This is a genomic window from Pelatocladus sp. (assembly GCF_059505505.1).
Window position 1 is genome coordinate 1 of record NZ_JCACKS010000261.1, and the last position, 22,229, is coordinate 22,229.

Below are 22,229 nucleotides of genomic sequence, written 5' to 3' on the forward strand. Positions count from 1 at the left end.
ACTGGTCTCAAATCCTTGCATGTATTGGCTTGTGAGTTTTCGGATGGGTCTAATGTTTCAGTGTCAATCTGACGATCTAGAAAGGCTGCTTGGTAATCTTCCATACTCAAATAAAAATGGCTTTGATTCTTATAGGTATTATGAAATAAGAACCACAGCCATTTAGAATCAGAGTAAAAATTTTACATTGAGCTTACATTAATTATTATAAAATTTAATACTTACTAAAAACCCGGTCTCTTCTAGAAACCGGGTTTTTAATTATACCATACCACCAGCAGCTTGAAAACGAGCGCGGGCGCGTTTAAAGGCTTGGTTAGCTTGGATTTGAGCTTGGCGATCGCCTTCTTTAACTTGACCTAAGCGGGTTTGTGCATCGTTAAAAGCAGCACGAGCTTCCTCAAGGTCAATTTTGTCGCCACGTTCTGCACCATTGACCAGAATGGTCACTTCATCTTCTTCAACTTCGGCAAATCCACCGAGAAGAGCAATGGGTGTCCAGCCTTGATTTTTACTAGGACGTACTCGCATTACACCAGTATCCAAGGCAGTTAATAATGGTGCGTGTCCGGTGAGGATACCTAGCTGACCAGTGGTGCTGGGCAAAATTACTTCTTCAGCAGGAGCATCCCAGATTGTTTTGTCTGGGGAAATTACACGAACGGTTAATGGCATATGTTCAGTTATCAGTTATCAGTTATCAGTTATCTGTCATGAACTATCAGCGAACAGTTATCAAGATGAGAGTGACAACTGTTCACTGATAACTGTTCACTGAAGATTAGCCTTTAAGTTTTTCAGCTTTAGCAACGGCTTCGTCAATGCTACCGACCATGTAGAATGCTTGTTCTGGTAGTTCATCCAACTCACCAGACAGAATCATGTTGAAGCCTTTGATCGTGTCTTCCAACTTCACATATTTACCAGGAGAACCGGTGAATACTTCGGCGACGAAGAACGGCTGAGACAAGAAGCGCTCGATTTTGCGAGCTCGTGCAACAATCAGACGGTCATCTTCAGACAATTCATCCAAACCAAGGATGGCAATAATGTCTTGCAGTTCTTTGTAACGTTGTAGGGTTGATTGGACAGCACGAGCGGTGTTGTAGTGTTCATCACCAACTACATTGGGCTGCAACATGGTGGAAGTGGAACCCAGAGGATCTACCGCCGGATAAATTCCCTTAGCTGCTAAACCACGAGACAATACAGTGGTTCCATCCAAGTGAGCAAAGGTAGTGGCAGGTGCGGGGTCAGTCAAGTCATCCGCAGGTACGTACACAGCTTGGATAGAGGTGATAGAACCTTCGTTGGTGGAGGTGATGCGCTCTTGCAGTTCACCCACATCTGTACCCAATGTCGGCTGATATCCTACCGCAGACGGCATCCGTCCTAACAGCGCTGATACTTCGGAACCAGCTTGTACGAAACGGAAGATATTATCGATAAACAACAGTACGTCTTGCTTGTTCACATCTCGGAAGTATTCTGCCATGGTCAAACCAGACAGACCGACACGCATTCTTGCTCCGGGTGGTTCGTTCATCTGACCGTAAACGAGAGCAATTTTAGATTCGTTGAGGTTTTCTTTGTTGATCACCCCAGATTCGATCATTTCATTGTAGAGGTCATTGCCCTCACGAGTGCGTTCACCCACACCGGCGAATACAGATACACCACCGTGTTGAGTCGCGATGTTGTTAATCAACTCCATCATGATCACGGTTTTGCCGACGCCTGCACCACCGAACAGACCAATCTTACCGCCACGACGGTAGGGAGTCAGCAGGTCAACAACTTTAATCCCAGTTTCAAACACGGAAGGTTTGGTTTCCAGTTCGGTGAGTTTGGGAGCAGCGCGGTGGATGGGTAACTTCTCTTCGCTGTTGACAGGCCCTTGATTATCTACAGGTTCGCCCAGGACGTTGAATATCCGACCCAGGGTGGCTTTACCAACGGGTACACTAATGGGAGCGCCAGTATCAACAGCTTCCATACCACGTACTAAGCCGTCGGTGGAAGTCATCGCCACAGCCCGCACCTGGTTGTCACCAAGCAGTTGCTGTACTTCGCAAGTAATTGCGATTTTCTGTCCAGCCTCGTTAGTACCAGAGACTTGCAAAGCGTTGTAGATTGGTGGCATTTTTCCGCTAGGGAATTTTACGTCTACAACCGGCCCAATGATTTGGGTAATGTAACCAATGTTTGTTTTTTCTGCTGTGGTGACCATGCTGAGTCTATGATTGAAGCTATATTTCAGATCGGGTCGTAAGAGACTTAAAAATTAAGCTATGTCATTTTCAAGAGTAGCACTGAACGACGCCAGAATTTGGCATAAATTCATTATTAAGCTTGGGCTGATCAGTGAGTTAGTCAGGCTAGGATCACAGCAGGGGGGCTTAGGTTAGGGATAAGAGACTAAAATTGGGTATGGGGGTGTAAGGGTATAGGGGTATAGGACGAGTCCTATTTTCATGTTTGGCGGTAAAATTTTTTCACTGGGACTGCCTGATGAAGCTCGTGTATGACGATTTATTCGGTGAGAACGTTGGGAACCTCGGTATTTGTGGCTTGAAAAAATTCTTTTTTCTCAAAACCAAAAGTATTAGCAACCAGTGAGTTGGGAAAACTTTGAACTTTTTGATTATATGTTTGCACCGCTTGGTTGTAGCGCATCCGCTCGACAGCGAGGCGATTTTCAGTACCCGTTAACTCGTACTGAAGATTGGTAAATAATTGGCTTGATTGCAATTGGGGATTAGCAACTGCATAATCACCGAAACGATCAATTGCTTGATTGATTTGTACTGTTGCAGCAGCTTTTTGATTAGGAGTAGTTGCTTGTAAATAAGCCTGACGCGATCGCACCAATAAAGAGACTAACTCTTTTTCCTGTTTAGCATAGGCTTTTGTCACATTCACAAGGTTGGGAATTAGATCAGCACGTCGTTGAAGTTGATTTTCGACTTGCGCCCAAGCTGCATCAACTTTAGTGTTACTGCTTTGAAGTGAGTTGTAAGTCCAGCCATACCAAATAGTCAATGCTGCTACTATTCCCGCACCAGCTAGCAATAGTCTTTGGCGCAGATGCACTAATCGCTTTTGTTCTTCTTGCTGCTTTTTATGCTTTGCTTGCACATCTTGGATAGCTTGCTCAATAAACTCGGCGGGAATATCAGCTTCCTTTCCTGCTGCTACCAATTCTGAAACCGAATAAGTTTGGGTGTGATTGGCGTAGTAACGCGAGGCTAACTCTAGCACCTCCGGCGCAATTTCTTCAGGAATTTTCTTCTGTGGATTGTTCATATTATTCACCAGTTACCACCAGCACCACCACCGCCGCTACTTCCACCACCAAAGCTACCACCACCACCGCCACTGTAATTACCACCACCATAATTAGTGGGAGGAGGGGGTGGAGGAGGGGGTGGTAAGCGAGGAATTATTTCCTCTTTTTCGTAGCGATAAGCACAACTATGGCAGTCATCGATAATTAGTCGTTTGCCAGAATTATATTCTGTAGCTGGTCTAACAGTCGTTTGAGTACGGGTGACAGTCAACTCTTGACAATGAGGACATTTCTGAAATCGAGATGAATGAGATTCTTGGGCAACAATATGGAAGCCATTACCAGTTAGTTTATGGCTACAATTGCCACATCTCCAACCTTCAAATTTGACACTACCAAGTTTTTGTGCTGTTTTTTCTGGTTTGCTGAGAAAGGAATCAACTGTAGTTGCGTCTACTTTTGCCATCGGTTGTTGGCAATCAGCACACAAAAAAATGTAATTTCCCTTACTTTTGCGTGTACGTCCTTCTGGTGCAATTAAGATTTTCCGAGGAATTACCAGAAAAACCCCTGTTCCGACTACCAGTACCATCATTCCACCAATGGCAAGTATTCCCCAAGGAGTATTGCCATCAGAATTTGCTTGTGCATTCGGCGAAGTTTTCTGATTGGGAGTTACGATCTGATTTGGAGTTGTTGTCTGATTCTCAGAGGATGTTCGCTCAGAGTTTAAAACGACTAGTAGCGCTTTTGTTCCCGCCAGTGTTCCACCTTGAAAATCCCCCTTTTTAAATTGTGGGATGATTTGGGTATCGATAATATTGCCGACTTTAGCATCAGGCAAAATTGCTTCAATACCATAACCAGTCTCAATTTCCACGCGGCGATCGCCTACTGAAATCAAAAACAAAACACCATTGTCTTGTCCTTTCTTGCCGATTCCCCAATTGTTAAACAGTTCTGTGGCAAATTTTTTGGGAGTACTTGCAGGTGCAGTTTCTTTCACTGTCACCACTGCCATTTCCGTGCCATTTTTCGCCTCTAATTCCGAAATCATCTGATTGATTTGGATTTCTGTGCGATCGCTGAGAATCCCTGCCATATCAGTTACCCAACCACCATTTTTCTGTCGAGGATTAGGGACTTCTTGGACAGTTATAGCCAGACTAGAAAGCGGAGAAACAAGTATGGCAGAGGAAAATAAACTCACCGAGAAAATGCGTTTTGATTTGAGAAAATTTAATTTCATTGCTTTAGTCTCCAGCAGAAAAATTTCTGGAGTAAGTGTAAAATCAACTTCTGTTATGGGTTGGTTCTATTGAACATTCTTTCTGAAAATAATAATTATTAATTATCTGACTAACTAATTAAATAATTTGTTTCAAAATACTTCTACTTCTATTTTACGTCTAAATAGGTGGTGCGTTAGGCGTTCCACCATAACGCACCCTATTGAATAACTGGTCACTTTTAGATTACAGCGATCGCAATTTTCCCTACAGCATGTTCACTTTCGCTATAAGTATGAGCTGCGGCTAATTCTTGGAGGGAATAGGTGCGATCAATCACAATACGGAGTTTACCCGCTTCTATCAATTCTTTCAGATAAATTAAATCTTGAGCTTTGGGCGATTCCAGCACCAATTTGGCTTTTTTCCCAGGAATAATCATTGTCACAATTCCCGGTAGAATATTTTCCGGGGTGGGTAGCGTAGTAAGGTAAATTCCGTTAGGCTTTAGTACTTTTTTGCAATCAAAAAAAGACTGCTTTCCAACTGCATCAAAAATAATATCGTATTGCACTGGATCTTGAGTAAAATCTTGCTGCGTGTAATCAATGACGCGATCTGCTCCTAAAGATTTGACAAACTCTAGATTTTTCGTACTGCAAACACCACTCACTTCTGCACCCAGTATCTTGGCAATTTGTACCGCGAAAATACCCACACCACCAGAAGCACCATTGATTAAAACAGCTTGTCCTGGTTTAATGTTGCCTTGATCTCGCAGTCCTTGTAAAGCAGTCAGTCCAGCGATGGGTACAGAAGCTGCTTCTGCATAGCTGATGTTTGTGGGTTTGAGAGCAGTACAATTTTCTGGAACTGCTACAAACTCTGCGTAAGCACCTCCATTTGGTGGTTTTAGAGTGCCATAGATTGAATCTCCTATTGTGAAGCGTGTGACATTAGAACCAACTTCCACGACTTCACCTGCTAAATCAAATCCCAGAATCATTGGGAATTTATTACCTGTCACAATTTTCAACATTCCCTTGCGAATTTTCCAATCAGCAGGATTAATACAACTGGCGTGAACTTTCACAAGTAATTCGTCAGCCTTGATTGTTGGTGGTGCTACATCTTCATATTGCAACACATCAGCAGAACCATACCGATGAATGACAACTGCTTTCATCCTCTTTCTCCCGGTATGCTAATTATGAATTGACTGAATTCAGTCTAGTTAATTATTTTTCAGTCAAACAACTTCCTTTAGAGAGGGAATGAGAGGGAGCTTTTGGTAATCGGTAATCGGTAATTGGTGATACTTGGTTATTTTTTGACCATGCTCAATACCTAATTACCAAAAAACAAGGCTATTCGATATTGGATGGATGCACCAAAAGAAGCAAAAATTAATCAGATTGCTTTGAATAATTACTCTACAGCACTGCGTAAAGAGTTTAAGTTTGTAGAAGAATCAAGAGTTTCCTGAATCAACTGATAAGTTCATAAACCAAACTGGATTCTTAGAGTGTCACAGGTGATTCTACATAGATAGTGGGTTCTTGCATCGTAAATTTAATTCCATAATTGAGAAGGTATTTAGTAATTTTATTATTCGCTAATTCTAATAACCGCTTTCTGAGTTGAATTGAATTTTCACTCGAACCCAATATAAAAAATGTTACCCTAGCATGAGTTATCTGATTTTCCGAATCATCTGTCAAAGTAATATTAGTACTTCCTGGGTCAATTCCAAATAAGGAATTAGTACTTTCAGTAATAACTTGCTGCACCAATGCTTTTTCTCGCTCTTCTAAAAGCTTCTGAAATTCGATGTACAGCAAGACCATTACTTTCTTGCCTCTAGTAACGTTTTCAATTTCTAAATTCGCCAAAATAGAATTTGGTACAATAAAAAGAGTACTTTTTGCTGCTGTACGAATCTTGGTAGAGCGTAAACCTATCGATTCAACACGACCAAATAAACCTTCTGAAATTTGTTGAGAACGTTGTAAACGAATATATTCTCCGGGAACAAAGGGGCGATCTAAGTACAATACGATAGTTCCCAACAGTTGCTCTAAAGTTTTTTGAGCAGCAAAAGCAAATGCAACCCCTGCAATTCCTAAGCCAGTTACCAAGCCAATTAAATCGAATCTATTTTTAGCAAAAGCTAGCACAGCAAAGAAGCCAATAATTACATTTGCTAAAGTTTCAAATACTAATAGTAGCTCATCAACTTCCCGACCAAACTTGCGGAGTAAATCTATTCCATAAACCAGGATAAATTGGCGAAATAAACGGGAAGCTAACCAAGCAATACTAATAATGACTGCCAAGTCAATAAAAGGTTTAATAAAATTAAATACTAGTTGATACTCTTTAATCCAATTTAATGAAAAAGAGACTAATATGAAGGTTCCTGCAATTTTAACTAAGTTTCTAATCGGATGAATTAATTTTTCATAAATTGTCGTTAATTGTTGCGGGAAGAATTGCCGCAGAAACAACCTGATAAATAAAGGTGTATATCTTCCTACTACAAAAGACAAAAGTATAAAGAATAGAAATATCCCGATTTGAATAAATACAGGTTGAGCGATTTCTCCAAGCTGAATAATACTGTTAACAGTTTCCGAAATTTTCATAGAATAGGTTTTAAATTGTAATAGGAGAATCAACATAAACAGTTGGTTCTTCAATATCAAATTCTATACCATATTCTTGCAATCGTCGGGTAATACTCTGACTAGCAATATCAAGAAGTTGACGTCGTAATCCCATTGAAACTTCACCAGAACCTAAGATAAAAAAGGTAATCTGTGCTTGTGTTCTTTCTGCTGTTTGTAGATTTGATGGTAAATCTCTAAAACTCACATCAGTACTGCGGGTATCAATTCCAAATATATCAACGGTACTTTCAAGGATAACCTGTCGAATCAAAGCTCGTTCTTCATTCTTGACAGCACGATAGAAGTTTAAATAAGTAATTGCCATTACTTTTTTAGCACCCGTAAAATTTTCAATATTAACTTGGGTGAGTGAACTATTAGGAACAATCATCAGTGTTCCTTTACCGGAAGTCCGAATTTTGGTAGAGCGTAAACCCACTGATTCAACTCGACCAAAAGTTCCATCTGGTAAGCCAATATAATCATCAATCACAAACGGACGATCAAGATAAATAACAATACCACCTAATACCTGTTCTAATATCTTCTGAGCAGCAAAAGCTATTGCTAAACCACCAATTCCTAAACTTGCTACTAATCCAAAAAGATTGATTTGATGAGTTTGAGCAAAAAGCAGCGTCGCTACAACTACAATAGTTACATTCGCAAGTAACTTAGTCAGAATTAATAACTCACTATTAACTTTGCGACCGCTTTTGATTGCTGCATCTAACAGATAAAAATCAAAAAATTGCTTGAAAAGTTGAGAAGCTAACCAACTACCAGTAATTGTTAAAGCTAATCCCACTGGAATTTCGAGCAACCTAGACCAATTAGATTCTGGTAATAAAATAGCAAATATATCAGCAGCTAAAAGAGCAAAGATAATCCCTAGCCATTCCTCATAAGGCTTCAAAATTTTTTGATAAGCACTTCTTTCACGTAGAGAAATCAAACGATTCAGTAGCGGTTGTTTCACAATCACGCTATGCAAACCCGACATAGAGAAAAATAAGCCACCAGTGAGAAAAGACAATAGTACAACTGTGCCAATTTGTAATCTACTATCACTATTTAAGACTTCAAGCAAAGAATCTAACACTAGTAAACTCCATTTTTCGGCTGAGATAAACCATAACATCTCACTATAATTGATCTAAATATTCGGGTTTGCGATCGCTCTTTTTTGGGAAATGAACCCTAAATACGCTCTAAAATCAAGTGGATTCCCACAGCTTTCCCCATTGCACATATCCGTTGACAGGTCGATTCAAATAAGGATTTCTGCTCTTTTTCTCCACTCAAATCAGTACTATTACTGAAAACTATAGCAATGCGATGTATTGGTTCAGACCCTATTTGGTTGTAGTTATCAACATTCAAGACATTCGCACTTTTAAGCCTTGTATAACGCTGATTCATTTCATTTTCTAACAGATAAATAGCTGAGAGGGCTGAACCTACATCTCGGAAATTTGGACGCCACAACCAAGGAGCATCTCTCCCAAATTTTGGCAGAGGATTATAATTATTTTGGCTATTTTTTACCATGAGAGCATTTATCATTAAGCTAAAACTGTACACACACCGAAGAAGAATGATTTCTTCCTGAACCATTCATGATCTGCAACAACTAGCAACTAGTACAACAAGACAGGCGGCAGAAGGTTGATACAGTAAGCATTTTGTCTATTTTGTAGATGCGGAGCTACGCAGAGGTGCAGGGTATATTAGTTTAGCTTCCGCCGTTACGTACTGGTTATATTGTGATGTTGAGTTTAAGCTGCTTAATTGCTACTAATTTGAGGATATCTCTAAAAAGTGGAAAACTGGTGGAGTTAATCACTAAATATTGCCAAAATACTTATGTTGCAAAAACAAGTGTAATTTCTTCCAAAATTTGTGGACATTTACAGCACGATTACGCGTAACGCCTTTTTTTGAACAACCACAACAATAATGTACCAAAACCAAAAATATTCACCACTGACAACACCAATCCTCCCAGTACCGGAACCAAACCGATTAAAGCTAAAATCAGCACACCAATGAGAAATTGTTGCGTGGGCGATCGCTCTGTTCTAGTCAAAATTCTTTGTCCAACCCAAAGAGCAACACCGAGAGTTCCCAGTATAACTGTAACGGCAACTACCAATCCAACTAGGGGTAACAACGGTATTCCAATCAAGCTCACTGCTAGCAGAATGATTAGCACAATCACAGCAAACAAGCCGCCTAAACCCCACAATCCACTTTGCAGAGGATATTGATTGACAGTCGCAGCTAAATTGAGCAAAAAATTTGGTCGCCAAAGTAAAATTAAAATACCAATAATAGTTCCTATTAGAACGTTGAGAAGATGAAAAGCGCTATTTAATAGATAGCGAACAAGAAAGCTACTAATTCCCCTTTTCCTACCATACATCCCCCATCTACCATTCTCTAAGATTGTGCTTGAAGCACCGCCAATAGTAGCTCCTGGCTCTGTGATAATTTCTCCTCCCACTGCATAGACATCTCCGTCAACACGAGCATTTTTTTCTAAAATCACATCTCCGTCAATCGCGATCGCAGTTTCGGTGACTCGCGCTCCCTGTTCAATCGTGACATCACCGCCAATAGCGTGAGCATTTTCCACAACCTGATTAGGAGCAATTGTCACATCACCCCCAACCCGGATGATATTAGTATTATTAATGTTGATATTAGTTTGTGCTAAAGCCGTTGTTGAGATCACAATTGCACTTAAAAATGCAACGAATGCCAAAAAAAATGAGTTTTTTTTTATACTTTCCATGTCTCATTCCTCACTTTGCTGTGGAGCCTCAAGTACGCTAACATCAAGCAGAGGTGTCACATTAAAGCCTTGTTGCAGTAAATGAGTTTGTATCGCTTGAGTCAAACGAGAGCGAATTTCTTCTGAGGATACACTCACACCTGCTCGACGTTGGACGTAAACTATACCCAGTAATGTATTTTGACCTTTGATATTGGCACGGGTAAAGCGAACATTCGCCTCTACCAGTTCAGCCAGAGGATTTTTATTAACTACCTTTTGAATTTCTGCATTAGCTCTTTGAGCAAGAGAAGAGCGCTGCAAATTGGGGGGATTGACAAACTGCCAAGTTAGTAGAACAGCCAGTAATATCACAGTTAACACCAACGCCACAGGAAACACCCAAGGTTTACCCCGTGTATAACGTACCCCTTTTGCAGACACACCAAATAGCCGGAACAACACCGCCGCCGTGAGATTAATTCCTGCTAGTTGCAAAAACAGCAGAAACAAAGCATCAATCGCCAAATCCCATCTACCCATTGCACTCGCCATCCCAACAATTCCGGCGGGAGGAGCCAAGGAAGCAGCAACCAGCATTCCGGTTGCTGCTCCAGACACCAAACTACTGCGATCAGATTGAAGCAAATTGAGTGATCCGGCTGCTCCAGCAGCTAAAGGTAGCAAAACAGCCACAGAGGAAACTTGGCTACTGTCAATCATGAGGCTGGTGGCAATATTCTGCCGCATAATTAAACTTAAGACTCCTGCGACTACTATTGTCACTACCAGCGCCGCAAAATAACGAATTATGCTACGCCCAAGTAATTTGCGATCGCCTCTTGCTGTTGCAATTGCTACATTCATGGCGGGGCCTGCAAATGGCGCAATTAGCATTGCTGCTACCAAAAGATAACTTGTGTTTGTATACAAGCCAATCCAGACAACAAAACCTGCTACTGCTGCATATCCCAGAAAACCCTGCCAAGAACCAACACTTTGTAATCCAGAGAGAAATACTTCTACGGGGCTGCGTTCTTCGACATTCTTTACCTGCTGAGGTGCTTCCCTATCTGGAGGATGCAGAGTTATAACTCCAGTCGGTAGCAACGTGATGTGTACGTTCGGTAAATCTTCGAGTTTTGCGAACAGCTGCTCTACTTGCCGATTGGAAACGTGAACCAGCACTAAGTCAGTCAATTCCTCGCTACCTTTTGCCTCAAACTGAGCCAGGTTTACTCCATTCACAGACTTAGCAATGTCAAGAACTTCTTTTCCTTTTCCGCGTGGTATCTGGACAATCAGTTGGCGCATAATATCCTCCTGATGCTAACCATCTTGCATTGCAAAAAGTTTTGTCTCTAGCTAGAGGAAGAAATTTTGAGTTGTTTTTTCAAATTCAGTCAGACAAATCAGAACAACAGGATTGTCTGTGATCGCTGATCGCCTGCAACTAACAACTTCTTAGGGCGTAGAGGCGAGCTGCGCGGCTTCAAGTCAAACAGAGTAGGCCGTTCGCCCCTACTACTAACAGAACTATTCACTGATTACAGAGGTACAGACTTGAGCTGCAACCCAGAGTTTGTGCAGTAAAAACTCAGTGCGATCGCTTATTGTGGTGACAAACACACCTTGTGCGTTTTCAGAACCATCCGATAGCCAAGAACCGCTAAGAGTGACTTCAACATACTCAGAATCAGATGCACATAAAGCGATAATTTTTCTTTCATCCCATCGCACTTGCACCTTGAGTTGTTCTAGTCCTGGTAAATTCATAGGAAGCAAAAAGGAAGCAGTGCTAGGTTCAATTGATAGACTTTGACCGACTCGCAGTGCCAAAATCACTCGTTGCGCTACCCATTCCTCAACAGACAGAGTTAGACGCTCTAGGTGAAAACTCATTTCGGTGTAAGTTAATTTCAGCATTCCTCATGCTCTCCTGTTATTCCAGGTTTATTTGCACGTCCATCCAAAACTGTTCCGCAAAAGCAATTGTTGGATGGACTGGTGCTTTTGGTTTAGTACGCAGGCGCATACCCGTTTCTTGGGGGGTTTTATCTCCTTTTTTGGAGTTGCACCGTTCGCAAGCAGCAACCACGTTATCCCAGGTATGCTGTCCACCACGAGAACGGGGAAGCACGTGATCTAGTGTCAGATGTTTGCTGCTACCGCAATATTGACAACTGTGATGGTCTCGTCGTAAAACTTCTCGTCTATTTACTGGCGGGACTTTCCAAATCCGTTCACGAGAAGCAATTATCAAGCGAATTTGTTTTGGTACATCGATAACTAAGCTAGGAGAGTGAATTTGCCAGCCGCTATTAGTATTAATATGTAGCGGTTCCGCTTTGTTTGTGATTAAAAGTACGATGGCTCGCTTGATGTTTACTCGACACAGTGGTAAGTAATTTTGAGAAAACACCACCACAGATTGATCTAAAACTTGCGTTGCGATCGTCACGGTTTGACTCCTCATTAAAAAACCCCCACTTTTTTCTTTGTGAAAGCGGGGGTTGAGAATTGACCTTAAAAGTCTTTGATTCTTATATCGGTACAGCATCTTGGTGTCTGTACCTCCCGCTTTTGTGTTTTAGTTGTGATGCTCGATTAAGTACACCGATCCTGGCATATTTAGAATCATGATTACCCTCTGTAAATTTGCCCAGTTTCAGGCAAATTAACCCCATAAATAAATACTCCACTCCCATAGGCGCCGATTCCCAACTGATTTGGGACTGGTTAGCACATAAAGAAGTAGAGATGGGGTAAATAGATATCACAGAAAATTTCACCTGTTGAACATTCCTTTAAACATACTACACTTGTATTACTATCCTGTCTATAGTTTTAGGAGAAAAACTGATGCATACGATTACCCGCACCTCTACCACCGATATGGAAGTCACCAGCATCCGTCTTGAGCGCGAATTAAAAGATAAACTTAAAGATCTAGCAGGCAATCAGGGATATCAAGCTCTCATCCGCGATATCCTATGGAATTATGTTCAGCAAAAATCAGGAGAGTGGAAACCTCGATTTTCAAGATCTGACATTCGAGCCAGTATAGCTGCTACAGCTCAACAGGAAGAACGTTGTGTACTCACAGGTCAATTAATTCAGCCACAACAACCGATGTTGTTAGGACTGACGAGAACGGGCGATATGGTTCCTCTAAGTGTCGAAAGTTTAGTCGGTTAAATTTGGATTCAAGTGAATGCAGCTTAGTTAATCTTGTTCAAGCAAAACTAAGCTGTATTCACTATGATCCTAACGAGTTAGCTTTATTTGTACAGACTTACTTGTGCCACTAAGTACTACCAATCCCTCGCCTCACTTGATGCCAAATTAACCCAGCAACAATCAATCCTAAACCTAGTTGCCAGATTGAAGATTCTACCCAAAAAGCTAAGAATAGGCAAGATAAAAGACCCAGAACAGCTATCCATCTGGGATATAGTCGTTCTTGGGGACTCAATTGTAAAGCAGCAAAGTTAGTGATTGCATAGTAAATTAGGACGCTAAAAGCACTAAAAGACCATGTTGTCTTAACATTACCGACTAGTACCAAAAGAGCGATCGCAACTCCTATGATGATTACAGACCAATAGGGAGTAGTTTGTTGTTGATTTAAACGTGCTAAAAATCTGGGTGCGTCGTGGCGACGTCCCATCGCTAGCAATACACGGGATAAGCCCAAAATCAAGTTCAGCAGTACACCTAACATCGCTGTCATCGCCCCAATGGCTAGTACGAAAGCACCGCCAACGCCAGTAATATTTCGGGCTACCACTTCCAAAGGTGCAGCTTTTGTTTGCTGGACAGCATCAGCTAAAACATCTACCCCAGAAGCTCCAATCGTAACTGTCGCTACTGCTATATAAAGCAGCATCGTCAGCAACAAACAAACTATCATGGCTTTGGGAATTGTTTGTCTTGGCGATCGCGCTTCTTCTCCTAAAGTCGCAATCCGACCATAACCTGTATAAGCAACAAACATCAATGCGCTAGCATGAAGAACATCTGCTAAAGAACCTCTAAAAAAAGGTGTAAAGTTCTCAACACTTCCTTGGATAGCACTGGGAAGACAAGCCAGAATCAAAAACACCAAAGACAAAAGAGTCACAGATACGATCGCGATGTTGGCAAAATTTGAGCGACGGATACCATTTAAGACTATCAGTGTCATGACTACTACAGCCAAAATAGCGATCGCAACAACCCAGCGAGAATTTACACTCACAATATTTAATAAGTAGCCAGCAAAACCCAAAGCAGCAGTAGCAGCAGAAGCTGTTTTAGCTACCAAAAACATCCACCCAGCAGTAAAACCAAAAGCTGGAGTCAAATATTTATAACCATATTCATAACTACCACCACTCAAGGGGTGATTCGCAGCTAGTTGGGCGCTGCTGAGTCCATTAAAAGTAGCAACAACCGCCCCGATTGCTACAGCTAAAATTACCGCCGGCCCAGCAATTCCAGCTGCAATCCCAATACTCACAAATACACCTGTACCAACAATCGAACCTAGTCCCATGAGAGTAGCACCAAACACCCCTAACTCTCGTTTTAATTGTGGTTGTGGATTACTTACAGACATAGTTTTTTCTATCCCCTTGTCCAGATCAGGTGACTACAGGAACGCTGGTATTTATTTATATATAACAAGATCCCAGACTTCTTAAAGAAGTTGGGAATCTTGCTCTGCAATTTTTACTTAAATAAATGTCACTCTTAACTAAAACATAATTTTTTACTGTTAGAATTATCAATTTTAATTATGATTTTGAAAAATCGGAAAATTAAAACTATTGATACTCATTAAGAGGATGTTTGAAAACCCCCTTTGTAAGCGGGAAACGGAATCAAAGTCCCCCTTTGCAAGGGGGATCTAGAACGTTTTGCTACCGACAAGAGGACTTTTCAAACATCCTCTAAAACTTCACAGCACAAAATGTACCAAAATTATTTTTACATGTGTAAATTTTTGGTATTGGTTGCTCTAAATTATTTGCCAAAATAATTTATTTACTAGTTCTTGATGTTCAATTAGTTTTTTATAGACTTTGTAAAATTTACCTAGATGACGATTTTTGGTTGATCCGTTACGGGCAATTACTTATATATTTTTAATTAGCGATATTTACTTACATTTGTATTTTTTAATTTATGAAGATAAGCGTAATTATACCGTGTTTAAACGCTGCGGATACTATAGCTGTTCAACTTGAGGCACTGGCTCATCAAACATGGTCACAGTCGTGGGAGGTGATTATTGCTGATAACGGTTCCACTGACAATACGCTATCTATAGTAGAACAGTATCAAGCATCATTACCAAATCTCCGCATCATTGATGCATCTGATCGCAAAGGAGCAGCCAACGCTCGCAACTTAGCCGCAGAAGTTGCCAAAGGTGAATCACTGGTATTTATTGATGCAGACGATGAAGTTGCGCCTGGATGGTTAGCAGCGATGGGTGAAGCACTTTCCCAATACGATTTCGTCACCGGGAGACATGAATACAAAAAGCTGAATGACCTGGAAGTCAGACAATGGTATCAAGTAGAAGACTGGTCATCAGGAATTGTACCAAATCCGTACTTACCATTTGCAGGTGGTGGTAATTTGGGAATTAAGCGTTCACTTCATCATGCGATCAATGGGTTTGATACAACACTGCTGCAAGTAGAAGATGTTGATTACTGTTGGAGAGTGCAACAAGCAGGAGCAAAACTTCATTACGCACCAGAGGCGATCGCTCATATCCGTCTACGCACTAACCTCAAAGCTTTATATAAAAGAGCTTGGACGATGGGTACTTGTGAGGCATTACTATATAAAAAGCATAGAAAATTGGGTATGCCACAATTAATGCCTTGGAAAGTGTTTCTGAAAACTCCAGTGATTTTGGTTTTGCAACTTTTGTCTCTAAAAATCCGTACTAAAGAAAGTTTCGCTAGATGGTTGATGAGTTTTGCTTGGCGTGGAGGACAGCTACGTGGTTGTATCAAGTATAAATATCTGCCTATCTAGGCATTTTTAAACCAAGGCTATTTTCTTCTAGATATAAACCGCTCTGAACTAAAGTTCAGAGCTAATAGTTTAAGTCTGTTAAAACGGACTTAAATACCACAAAACAGTCGATTGAAACCGACTTTTACTCTTAGCCTGTGATTGAAATCGCAGGCATTTTTGAACATTTGTGATACTCCCATTCATATTTTTTAGATTCATTGAAATCTGACTTTAGAAAGATGCATTCCCAAAAAAAGTTTTAGATGACAATGTGCTTATTTGAACCGTATTAATTAGGACTCTTTTATTGTTCACGTCATACATAAATTTATCCGATAAATTGAAACTTTTTTGTTTAACTAGGGAGTATTAATTATATATTTTTATGTATAGATGTGAATTCAAGAGAGCACTACTTGTTATGAAGGTAAGTGTCGTTATACCGTGTTTAAATGCTGAGAAAACTATAGCTGTTCAACTTGAAGCACTTACTCATCAACAATGGTCACAAGCATGGGAAGTGATCATTTCTGATAATGGTTCGAGTGACAGCACATTATCAATTGTAGAAAAATATCAGATGATTATACCTAATTTGCGTATCGTCGATGCATCTGATCGTATAGGTGCATCACATGCTCGCAATGTTGGTGCAAAAGCAGCAGAGGGTGAAGCTATATTATTCATTGATGCTGATGATGAAGTTGCGCCTGGATGGTTAGCAGCAATGGGGGAAGCACTTTCCAAATACGACTTTGTTGCTGGCCATGATGATTACAACAAGTTAAATAATTCCTGGGTAGTAAAGTCTTATCAACTTGAAAATGGTAGTGGAGTGATGGAAAATACATACTACCTACCATTTGCAGGTAGCGGCAATTTAGGCATCAAACGTGCCATTCATGAAAAAATTGGTGGTTTTGATGAAACGCTATATCAAAGCGAAGATGTAGACTATTGCTGGAGAGTAAGTTATGTAGGAACTAAACTTCACTACGTACCAGATGCGATCGCTCATATTCGATTGCGTAATAGTTTAGCCAGCATATATCACCGTAGTTGGATTGTGGGCAAAGGTGGAATCTTAGTGTATAAAAAACATCGACCTCTTGGTATGCCGCAACTGGTGACATGGAAAACTTTGTTAAAAACATCAGTAATACTGACTTTTCAAATGTTATTTTTGCAAATACGTGACAAAGAAAGTTTCACCAAATGGTTAATCAGTTTGGCTTGGCGTGGAGGGCAATTATGGGGTTGTATTAAGTATCAATATTTACCGCTTTAATTGTTTCTGAAAATGTAATATTGCCAAACAGAAATTTTTACTGTCTCAAGCTCGATTGCGGCAATATTGAGTAGAGGTTTAGAGATACTAAACCTCTGCTACGACTTCCTGAATACTAATCTTTTTATAATCTGTAACATGTTAACAAAGATAACTTCTCAAATATTAGGAAAGCTTTCAAATACTTTGCAATTTATTGAAGTAGAAATATTATTTGATTGGATTTTACCGAAAAAAAGTCAAACGCTAACAGTGACTGAGAAATCAACATTAGTGTTTGCTCCTCATCAAGATGATGAAACTTTAGGTTGTGGTGGTTTAATTGCGCTCAAACGTGAACTTGGAGTTCCAGTCAAAGTTGCTTTTCTGACTGATGGACATAAATCCTATTTGCACATCAAACCAGAAGATATTGTTCAAGTTCGCAAACAAGAAGCTCAAGAAGCACTAAATATATTGGGTGTTGCAGCATCAGATGTATATTTTATCGACCAACCTGATGGTGAATTAAAGCAATTGTCTCATGAACAGAAACTGCATACTATCAATCAGTTAATTCAACTATTGCAGTCCTTTCAACCGGAGGAAGTCTATGTTCCCCATCACAAAGATCAGCATCCAGATCATGAAGCTACTTATGATTTAGTGAAAGATGCATTGAGCAAATCTGGAATTAAAGCTCAACTTTTTCAATATCAAGTCTGGTTATTTTGGGGAAGGCCAGTGCTTTTTCAAATAGATCTACAAAAGTTAGGTCAGTCTTATATCTTACCTATAAAGTCTGTGATTGAAAAAAAACGACAAGCTATCCAAGTCTATCGTTCCCAACATCACATCTTTCCTCGTACCTTTATCAAACGATTTTTTAAATCTAAGGAAATATATTTTCAAAGCTAATTTGCAAACTTAAGAGTAAGTTCAATGACACCAGCTTTATTGCTTGGTGTCCTTTATTATACGCCGTTTAAGTTAAATCAGGTTCCACGCCAAGCGATCGCAATTGTGCTATCAACCTTTGTGTTCGTTGTTTTGATACATCGTCAAGCATTGCTGATGATGGGGCTTTTAGTTCTATTATGACGTTGGCTTAGTTAATAAATTTTTATGAATATCAGAAAATTTCATCATCAAGATACGCAAGAAATTATGCAGTTATTTTATGATACTGTCCACAATATTAATATTCGAGATTATACCCCAGAGCAAGTAGATGCATGGGCGCCTCAATACATGGATTATCGAAGATGGAATAAACATTTAAATTCCAAGATGAGTTATGTCGCAGAATTAGATGAAAAAATTATTGGGTTTGCTCAACTAGAACCTGATGGACATATAGATTGTTTTTATTGCCATAAGGATTTTCAACGGATGGGGGTAGGGAGTAAACTTTTAGATACTCTACAAACCCAGGCAGAAGAACTAGGAATAAAAAGACTATTTGCAGAAGTAAGTATTACTGCTAAAGCTTTTTTTGAGCATAAAGGATTTCAAGTTATAAATCAACAAACAGTAGAACGTCGGGGTGTAAAGTTGATTAATTATCGTATGGATAAAAATATCAGTTGATAAAACAGCGATGAACATCACAAAAATCGTCTTATTCATAGAGAACATCGCGACATTTGTGATCAACGTCGTGATGTTGTTTATGAATGGGAAGCCATTCACCACAAACGTGAAGGCGATGCTGCAAAGCAGCCGCTACGCGATCGCAAATAACGATTAAATTTACATACTATATGTAAATATATTAAATATTTTTACTTAAGCTTTACTTTAGATTTTGCTCGATTCAATTTTAATAGAAAATATAAATATACAAGTTTGAAAGAGTTCAGATCTACACTACAAACTCTTCAAAGCTATGGGCAGGAAAGGGGGTAGAAATTATGTACGATATTCCCATACCAGAAAACATCATTTACCTAGTTGTCAAAATCAGTCTGCTAATTTTAGTGTTAAGTCTTTGGTTAGCGATGACTGCAACACCTGCATATTAATTAGCTGTTAGTGGGTGAGAAAATTGAAAAAATGACCAAAATATATTAACTAGCATGTGACCAGTCACTGAGTGCTTCGTATTCTTGCTTTTTCTGGCGTTGACGTACTGGTTTTAAAGGAGTACCAATATCCACATTGCGAAAAGACTGTTTTCTCTTTGTGGATTTGGGTGCTTTTTTGTTTAAGTCAATTTGTGTAGTTGTCATTGTACTCACCTTGGGTTTTTTAGATAGAACAGTAATTTTAACGAAATAAATCTCAAAATCAATAGTAAATACTCTGCTTAAGTTACCGCATCTGTCTTAGCTATGGATATTGAGGCGGATTATGGTATTACTCTGTCTAGCAACAGGATTATACCTACAGATGTGGATGAACTTAAAATCTTCATCCTTAATGTATATCATCCGTTTCTTAATGTCTGTTTCCGGAAAAACGATTAAATAAGCTTGAGATTGTAAGGATAATAACGTTTTTCTGGTATATAAAATTATGGATTATTGGCGATCGCCCTATCTTTGAGAATTAACGACAGAAAAACCTCGACGTGGGGGTGTTGTCTTAGCTAACTCAACTTGAAAAGTTACGCTGTCAGTTAAATCGCCACTTTTAACTGACAAAGTCCAGTTACCGGGATGTAGACGCCAAAACAAAGACTGAGTTGAATTTGTCGTCAGTTTTTCACCATTCAACCACCACTCTACAGACTCAGATGAGGTTCCTGCTAACTTGAACTCTAATTTTTGTTGTCCTTCTTCACCAGGAGACAGCAAGAATAAATCGTCATTACGAGGAGACAAGATTTTCAGTTTGTCAGAACCAAAGTTAGACTGTGGTTGTTTGGCTAACCAATCATTATACTGGCTAGATAAAGTGAAATTAGTTTGATGTTTATAAGCGCTAATATCTTCTGGATAAAAATATTCCTCAACTACTGATACACAATCTGGTGTTGGTTTTAACCCAGAAAATGCACAAATTGGTAATTGTACTAACCCTTCTGGAACTGGAAATTTAGCGGGTTGGTGATGTTCGTGTAAGTGCAACATCATCCGATTCCATAGAGGTGCGGCTCCGGTAACACCTGATACTTGCCGCATCGGCTCGCCGTTGAAATTACCTATCCAGGTAGCAACTGTGTAATCACCAGTAAAGCCAACTGTCCAAGTATCGCGAAAATTAGAAGAAGTGCCTGTTTTGACAGCTGCTGGAAAAGGCAAATTTAACACCGAGTCTACACCAAAAGCTGTGGCACGGGCATGGTTATCACTCAGCATATCAGTGATTAATTGCCATGTCTTCTGATGGCGGGAACTCTTAATGGAGATCGGGGAAGGGGAAATTGTGGTTACTAATGGTGTGGGTTGTCCTTGACGTGCCATTGTGAGGTAAGCTTGGGCTAGTTCCCATAAACTGACTTCGCCACTACCCAAAGTTAAACCGAGTCCATAGTATTCTGGGGTTTGATTTAAATGTGCAAATCCTAATTCATGTAAACGACTTAAAAAAGTCTCAACGCTTACCTTTTCTAACACCCTGACTGCTGGGATATTGAGAGAATTCGCCAACGCGATTCGTACTCGCACAGGACCGAGAAAACTTTCATTATAATCTGTGGGATTGTAAACTTTTGCACCAGGAATCGCATAGTATGCAGGTACATCTGCCAAAATAGTATTTGGGCGAATTACACCTTTTTCTAAAGCTAATTCATACAAAAAAGGTTTGAGGGTAGATCCTGGTTGACGTAGCGCCTGTACTCCATCATTGCGCCCCAACTTTGCTTCATCAAAATAATTCGGTGAACCGACATAGGCTAAAACTTCGCCTGTGTGGTTGTCTATGACTAAAGCTGCTGCGTGGTGAACGTTATTCGCAGCGAGGGAGGAAAGTACTTGCTGTACCTGTGCTTCGACAAATTGTTGTAAAGGTTTATTTATTGTTGTACGGATGGGAGAGGAACCCCACCCCGCTTGCGGGGAGGGGTGTCCAATCGGACGGGGTGGGGTGGTTTGCTGAGTTGCTAACCAAAACAAAAAGTGTGGTGCAGCAAAAATTCCTTTTTGGCGCGACTGAAAAGCAACTTCTTCATTATATGCACGTTGAGCGATCGCACTATCTTTAATATACCCATCCTGTATCATCCGATTGAGAACATATTTTTGGCGTTGTTTGAGACGTTCTCGATGTTGCAGTGGGTCAAAATAAGTGGGATTATTAGGAATAGCAGCTAAAAGACTGGCTTGAGCAAGATTAAGATCACTCGCTGGTATGGAAAAATAGGTACGAGCAGCAGCTTCCACACCATAAACATTACCACCCATTGGTAGACGATTGATATAAGCAGCGAGAATTTCATCTTTACTCATTCCTGCTGCTAATCGCCAAGCTAACCAAACTTCCTGAATTTTACCTGACAGGTTACGCGGAGGGTTATCTAGCATCCGCGCTAGTTGCATGGTAATTGTAGAAGCACCGGAAACAATTTTTTTGGTTTGAATTGCATCTTTGACAGCGCGGGCAACTGCCTTTAGATCCAGCGCCCCATGATGATAAAATTGGCTATCTTCAGCAGCTAAGATTGCTTGGATAAACTGGGGAGAAACTTGATTGAGTGGTACTACTGCTGTATGCTCTTGATCACGGGTGAGGATTGTTCCTAATGGTAATCCATTGCGATCGCTAAACTCTAATGCCAGTTGTGTTTGTAAAATATCATTGGCACGGATTGGGACTAAATAAGGTATTAAACGGATAAGAAAACAGATTAATAGTAAAGTTAGGATAATTTTGCTTGTTTTGCGGTTGAGTTGATGCAAAATTTTCTGCTTGATTGGGATTAGCAATCTCTTCGCTTTTTTCATCAGTCAATTCTTTATCTGGGAAAAACTTATATTAATTTTTGCGTAGGATTTTTAGTTCCATCGGGAAATGTTTGCAGGTTTTAAAAATTCCC

The 22,229-nt window shown here is 40.1% G+C and carries 21 protein-coding genes; 6 read left to right on the forward strand and 15 right to left on the reverse strand.

Annotated features, from left to right (window positions below):
• Positions 1-261 precede the first annotated feature (261 nt).
• From atpC to AC5JMK_RS27430, 12 genes are all read right to left on the reverse strand, one after another.
• Positions 262-675, reverse strand: a complete 414-nt coding sequence (atpC, locus tag AC5JMK_RS27375) for an ATP synthase F1 subunit epsilon (RefSeq protein ID WP_096677508.1) — start codon at positions 673-675, stop codon at positions 262-264.
• A 106-nt stretch (positions 676-781) separates the two neighbouring features.
• The gene (atpD, locus tag AC5JMK_RS27380) at positions 782-2,230 is read right to left on the reverse strand and encodes a F0F1 ATP synthase subunit beta (RefSeq protein ID WP_096677509.1); all 1,449 of its coding nucleotides are present in this window, start codon (positions 2,228-2,230) and stop codon (positions 782-784) included.
• A 302-nt stretch (positions 2,231-2,532) separates the two neighbouring features.
• Positions 2,533-3,306, reverse strand: a complete 774-nt coding sequence (locus AC5JMK_RS27385) for a LemA family protein (RefSeq protein WP_495911423.1) — start codon at positions 3,304-3,306, stop codon at positions 2,533-2,535.
• A gap of 5 nt (positions 3,307-3,311) precedes the next feature.
• Positions 3,312-4,538, reverse strand: coding sequence for a TPM domain-containing protein (locus tag AC5JMK_RS27390; RefSeq protein WP_495911424.1), 1,227 nt, complete (start codon positions 4,536-4,538; stop codon positions 3,312-3,314).
• 221 nt (positions 4,539-4,759) lie between these two features.
• Complete coding sequence (locus tag AC5JMK_RS27395) at positions 4,760-5,704, reverse strand: NAD(P)-dependent alcohol dehydrogenase (protein WP_096677512.1); 945 nt, start codon at positions 5,702-5,704, stop codon at positions 4,760-4,762.
• A gap of 334 nt (positions 5,705-6,038) precedes the next feature.
• Positions 6,039-7,163, reverse strand: a complete 1,125-nt coding sequence (locus AC5JMK_RS27400) for a mechanosensitive ion channel family protein (RefSeq protein ID WP_495911425.1) — start codon at positions 7,161-7,163, stop codon at positions 6,039-6,041.
• 10 nt (positions 7,164-7,173) lie between these two features.
• On the reverse strand, positions 7,174-8,328 hold the full coding sequence (locus AC5JMK_RS27405; RefSeq protein ID WP_495911426.1) for a mechanosensitive ion channel family protein: 1,155 nt from the start codon (positions 8,326-8,328) through the stop codon (positions 7,174-7,176).
• Between the two features lie 59 nt (positions 8,329-8,387).
• Complete coding sequence (locus AC5JMK_RS27410) at positions 8,388-8,738, reverse strand: FtsK/SpoIIIE domain-containing protein (RefSeq protein WP_096679189.1); 351 nt, start codon at positions 8,736-8,738, stop codon at positions 8,388-8,390.
• A 370-nt stretch (positions 8,739-9,108) separates the two neighbouring features.
• Positions 9,109-9,984: a DUF8173 domain-containing protein gene (locus AC5JMK_RS27415; RefSeq protein WP_495911427.1), complete on the reverse strand. Its 876-nt coding sequence runs from the start codon at positions 9,982-9,984 to the stop codon at positions 9,109-9,111.
• A gap of 3 nt (positions 9,985-9,987) precedes the next feature.
• Positions 9,988-11,277 carry a DUF389 domain-containing protein gene (locus AC5JMK_RS27420; protein ID WP_495911428.1) on the reverse strand — a complete coding sequence of 430 codons (1,290 nt, stop codon included), beginning with the start codon at positions 11,275-11,277 and terminating at the stop codon, positions 9,988-9,990.
• A gap of 222 nt (positions 11,278-11,499) precedes the next feature.
• Positions 11,500-11,889 (reverse strand): alr0857 family protein, encoded by a 390-nt coding sequence (locus tag AC5JMK_RS27425; protein ID WP_096677515.1) that lies wholly within the window; start codon positions 11,887-11,889, stop codon positions 11,500-11,502.
• A 16-nt stretch (positions 11,890-11,905) separates the two neighbouring features.
• Positions 11,906-12,439: an HNH endonuclease gene (locus AC5JMK_RS27430; RefSeq protein WP_495911429.1), complete on the reverse strand. Its 534-nt coding sequence runs from the start codon at positions 12,437-12,439 to the stop codon at positions 11,906-11,908.
• Positions 12,440-12,825: 386 nt separating this feature from the next.
• On the opposite strand from AC5JMK_RS27430, the gene AC5JMK_RS27435 reads away from it, so the two are divergent.
• Complete coding sequence (locus tag AC5JMK_RS27435; RefSeq protein WP_096677517.1) at positions 12,826-13,161, forward strand: ribbon-helix-helix domain-containing protein; 336 nt, start codon at positions 12,826-12,828, stop codon at positions 13,159-13,161.
• A gap of 109 nt (positions 13,162-13,270) precedes the next feature.
• Here AC5JMK_RS27435 and AC5JMK_RS27440 read toward each other — a convergent pair whose 3' ends face one another.
• Positions 13,271-14,563 (reverse strand): APC family permease, encoded by a 1,293-nt coding sequence (locus AC5JMK_RS27440; RefSeq protein ID WP_096677518.1) that lies wholly within the window; start codon positions 14,561-14,563, stop codon positions 13,271-13,273.
• Positions 14,564-15,132: 569 nt separating this feature from the next.
• On the opposite strand from AC5JMK_RS27440, the gene AC5JMK_RS27445 reads away from it, so the two are divergent.
• The 5 genes from AC5JMK_RS27445 (at position 15,133) to AC5JMK_RS27465 (ending at position 18,838) form a co-directional block, all read left to right on the forward strand.
• The gene (locus AC5JMK_RS27445; RefSeq protein ID WP_096677519.1) at positions 15,133-15,999 is read left to right on the forward strand and encodes a glycosyltransferase family 2 protein; all 867 of its coding nucleotides are present in this window, start codon (positions 15,133-15,135) and stop codon (positions 15,997-15,999) included.
• A 403-nt stretch (positions 16,000-16,402) separates the two neighbouring features.
• The gene (locus AC5JMK_RS27450; protein ID WP_096677520.1) at positions 16,403-17,269 is read left to right on the forward strand and encodes a glycosyltransferase family 2 protein; all 867 of its coding nucleotides are present in this window, start codon (positions 16,403-16,405) and stop codon (positions 17,267-17,269) included.
• A 138-nt stretch (positions 17,270-17,407) separates the two neighbouring features.
• Positions 17,408-18,166 (forward strand): PIG-L deacetylase family protein, encoded by a 759-nt coding sequence (locus tag AC5JMK_RS27455; protein ID WP_495911430.1) that lies wholly within the window; start codon positions 17,408-17,410, stop codon positions 18,164-18,166.
• Positions 18,167-18,190: 24 nt separating this feature from the next.
• Positions 18,191-18,349, forward strand: a complete 159-nt coding sequence (locus AC5JMK_RS27460) for a hypothetical protein (protein WP_495911431.1) — start codon at positions 18,191-18,193, stop codon at positions 18,347-18,349.
• A gap of 24 nt (positions 18,350-18,373) precedes the next feature.
• Positions 18,374-18,838 carry a GNAT family N-acetyltransferase gene (locus AC5JMK_RS27465; protein WP_096677522.1) on the forward strand — a complete coding sequence of 155 codons (465 nt, stop codon included), beginning with the start codon at positions 18,374-18,376 and terminating at the stop codon, positions 18,836-18,838.
• Between the two features lie 479 nt (positions 18,839-19,317).
• Here the strand turns inward: AC5JMK_RS27465 and AC5JMK_RS27470 are convergent, their stop codons facing one another.
• Together AC5JMK_RS27470 and pbpC are read right to left on the reverse strand one after the other, a co-directional pair.
• On the reverse strand, positions 19,318-19,479 hold the full coding sequence (locus AC5JMK_RS27470) for a hypothetical protein (protein WP_495911432.1): 162 nt from the start codon (positions 19,477-19,479) through the stop codon (positions 19,318-19,320).
• A gap of 306 nt (positions 19,480-19,785) precedes the next feature.
• Complete coding sequence (pbpC, locus tag AC5JMK_RS27475; protein ID WP_495911433.1) at positions 19,786-22,137, reverse strand: penicillin-binding protein 1C; 2,352 nt, start codon at positions 22,135-22,137, stop codon at positions 19,786-19,788.
• Between the last annotated feature and the right edge of the window lie 92 nt (positions 22,138-22,229).

Coding starts and splice junctions, on each gene's coding strand:
- AC5JMK_RS27455 (WP_495911430.1), top strand. CDS start 17,408: ATGTTAACAAAGATAACTTCTCAAATATTAGGAAAGCTTTCAAATACT.
- AC5JMK_RS27470 (WP_495911432.1), bottom strand. CDS start 19,479: ATGACAACTACACAAATTGACTTAAACAAAAAAGCACCCAAATCCACA.
- AC5JMK_RS27450 (WP_096677520.1), top strand. CDS start 16,403: ATGAAGGTAAGTGTCGTTATACCGTGTTTAAATGCTGAGAAAACTATA.
- AC5JMK_RS27465 (WP_096677522.1), top strand. CDS start 18,374: ATGAATATCAGAAAATTTCATCATCAAGATACGCAAGAAATTATGCAG.
- AC5JMK_RS27385 (WP_495911423.1), bottom strand. CDS start 3,306: ATGAACAATCCACAGAAGAAAATTCCTGAAGAAATTGCGCCGGAGGTG.
- AC5JMK_RS27390 (WP_495911424.1), bottom strand. CDS start 4,538: ATGAAATTAAATTTTCTCAAATCAAAACGCATTTTCTCGGTGAGTTTA.
- atpC (WP_096677508.1), bottom strand. CDS start 675: ATGCCATTAACCGTTCGTGTAATTTCCCCAGACAAAACAATCTGGGAT.
- atpD (WP_096677509.1), bottom strand. CDS start 2,230: ATGGTCACCACAGCAGAAAAAACAAACATTGGTTACATTACCCAAATC.
- AC5JMK_RS27445 (WP_096677519.1), top strand. CDS start 15,133: ATGAAGATAAGCGTAATTATACCGTGTTTAAACGCTGCGGATACTATA.
- AC5JMK_RS27400 (WP_495911425.1), bottom strand. CDS start 7,163: ATGAAAATTTCGGAAACTGTTAACAGTATTATTCAGCTTGGAGAAATC.
- AC5JMK_RS27435 (WP_096677517.1), top strand. CDS start 12,826: ATGCATACGATTACCCGCACCTCTACCACCGATATGGAAGTCACCAGC.
- pbpC (WP_495911433.1), bottom strand. CDS start 22,137: ATGAAAAAAGCGAAGAGATTGCTAATCCCAATCAAGCAGAAAATTTTG.
- AC5JMK_RS27405 (WP_495911426.1), bottom strand. CDS start 8,328: ATGTTATGGTTTATCTCAGCCGAAAAATGGAGTTTACTAGTGTTAGAT.
- AC5JMK_RS27410 (WP_096679189.1), bottom strand. CDS start 8,738: ATGGTAAAAAATAGCCAAAATAATTATAATCCTCTGCCAAAATTTGGG.
- AC5JMK_RS27440 (WP_096677518.1), bottom strand. CDS start 14,563: ATGTCTGTAAGTAATCCACAACCACAATTAAAACGAGAGTTAGGGGTG.
- AC5JMK_RS27460 (WP_495911431.1), top strand. CDS start 18,191: ATGACACCAGCTTTATTGCTTGGTGTCCTTTATTATACGCCGTTTAAG.
- AC5JMK_RS27425 (WP_096677515.1), bottom strand. CDS start 11,889: ATGCTGAAATTAACTTACACCGAAATGAGTTTTCACCTAGAGCGTCTA.
- AC5JMK_RS27430 (WP_495911429.1), bottom strand. CDS start 12,439: ATGAGGAGTCAAACCGTGACGATCGCAACGCAAGTTTTAGATCAATCT.
- AC5JMK_RS27395 (WP_096677512.1), bottom strand. CDS start 5,704: ATGAAAGCAGTTGTCATTCATCGGTATGGTTCTGCTGATGTGTTGCAA.
- AC5JMK_RS27415 (WP_495911427.1), bottom strand. CDS start 9,984: ATGGAAAGTATAAAAAAAAACTCATTTTTTTTGGCATTCGTTGCATTT.
- AC5JMK_RS27420 (WP_495911428.1), bottom strand. CDS start 11,277: ATGCGCCAACTGATTGTCCAGATACCACGCGGAAAAGGAAAAGAAGTT.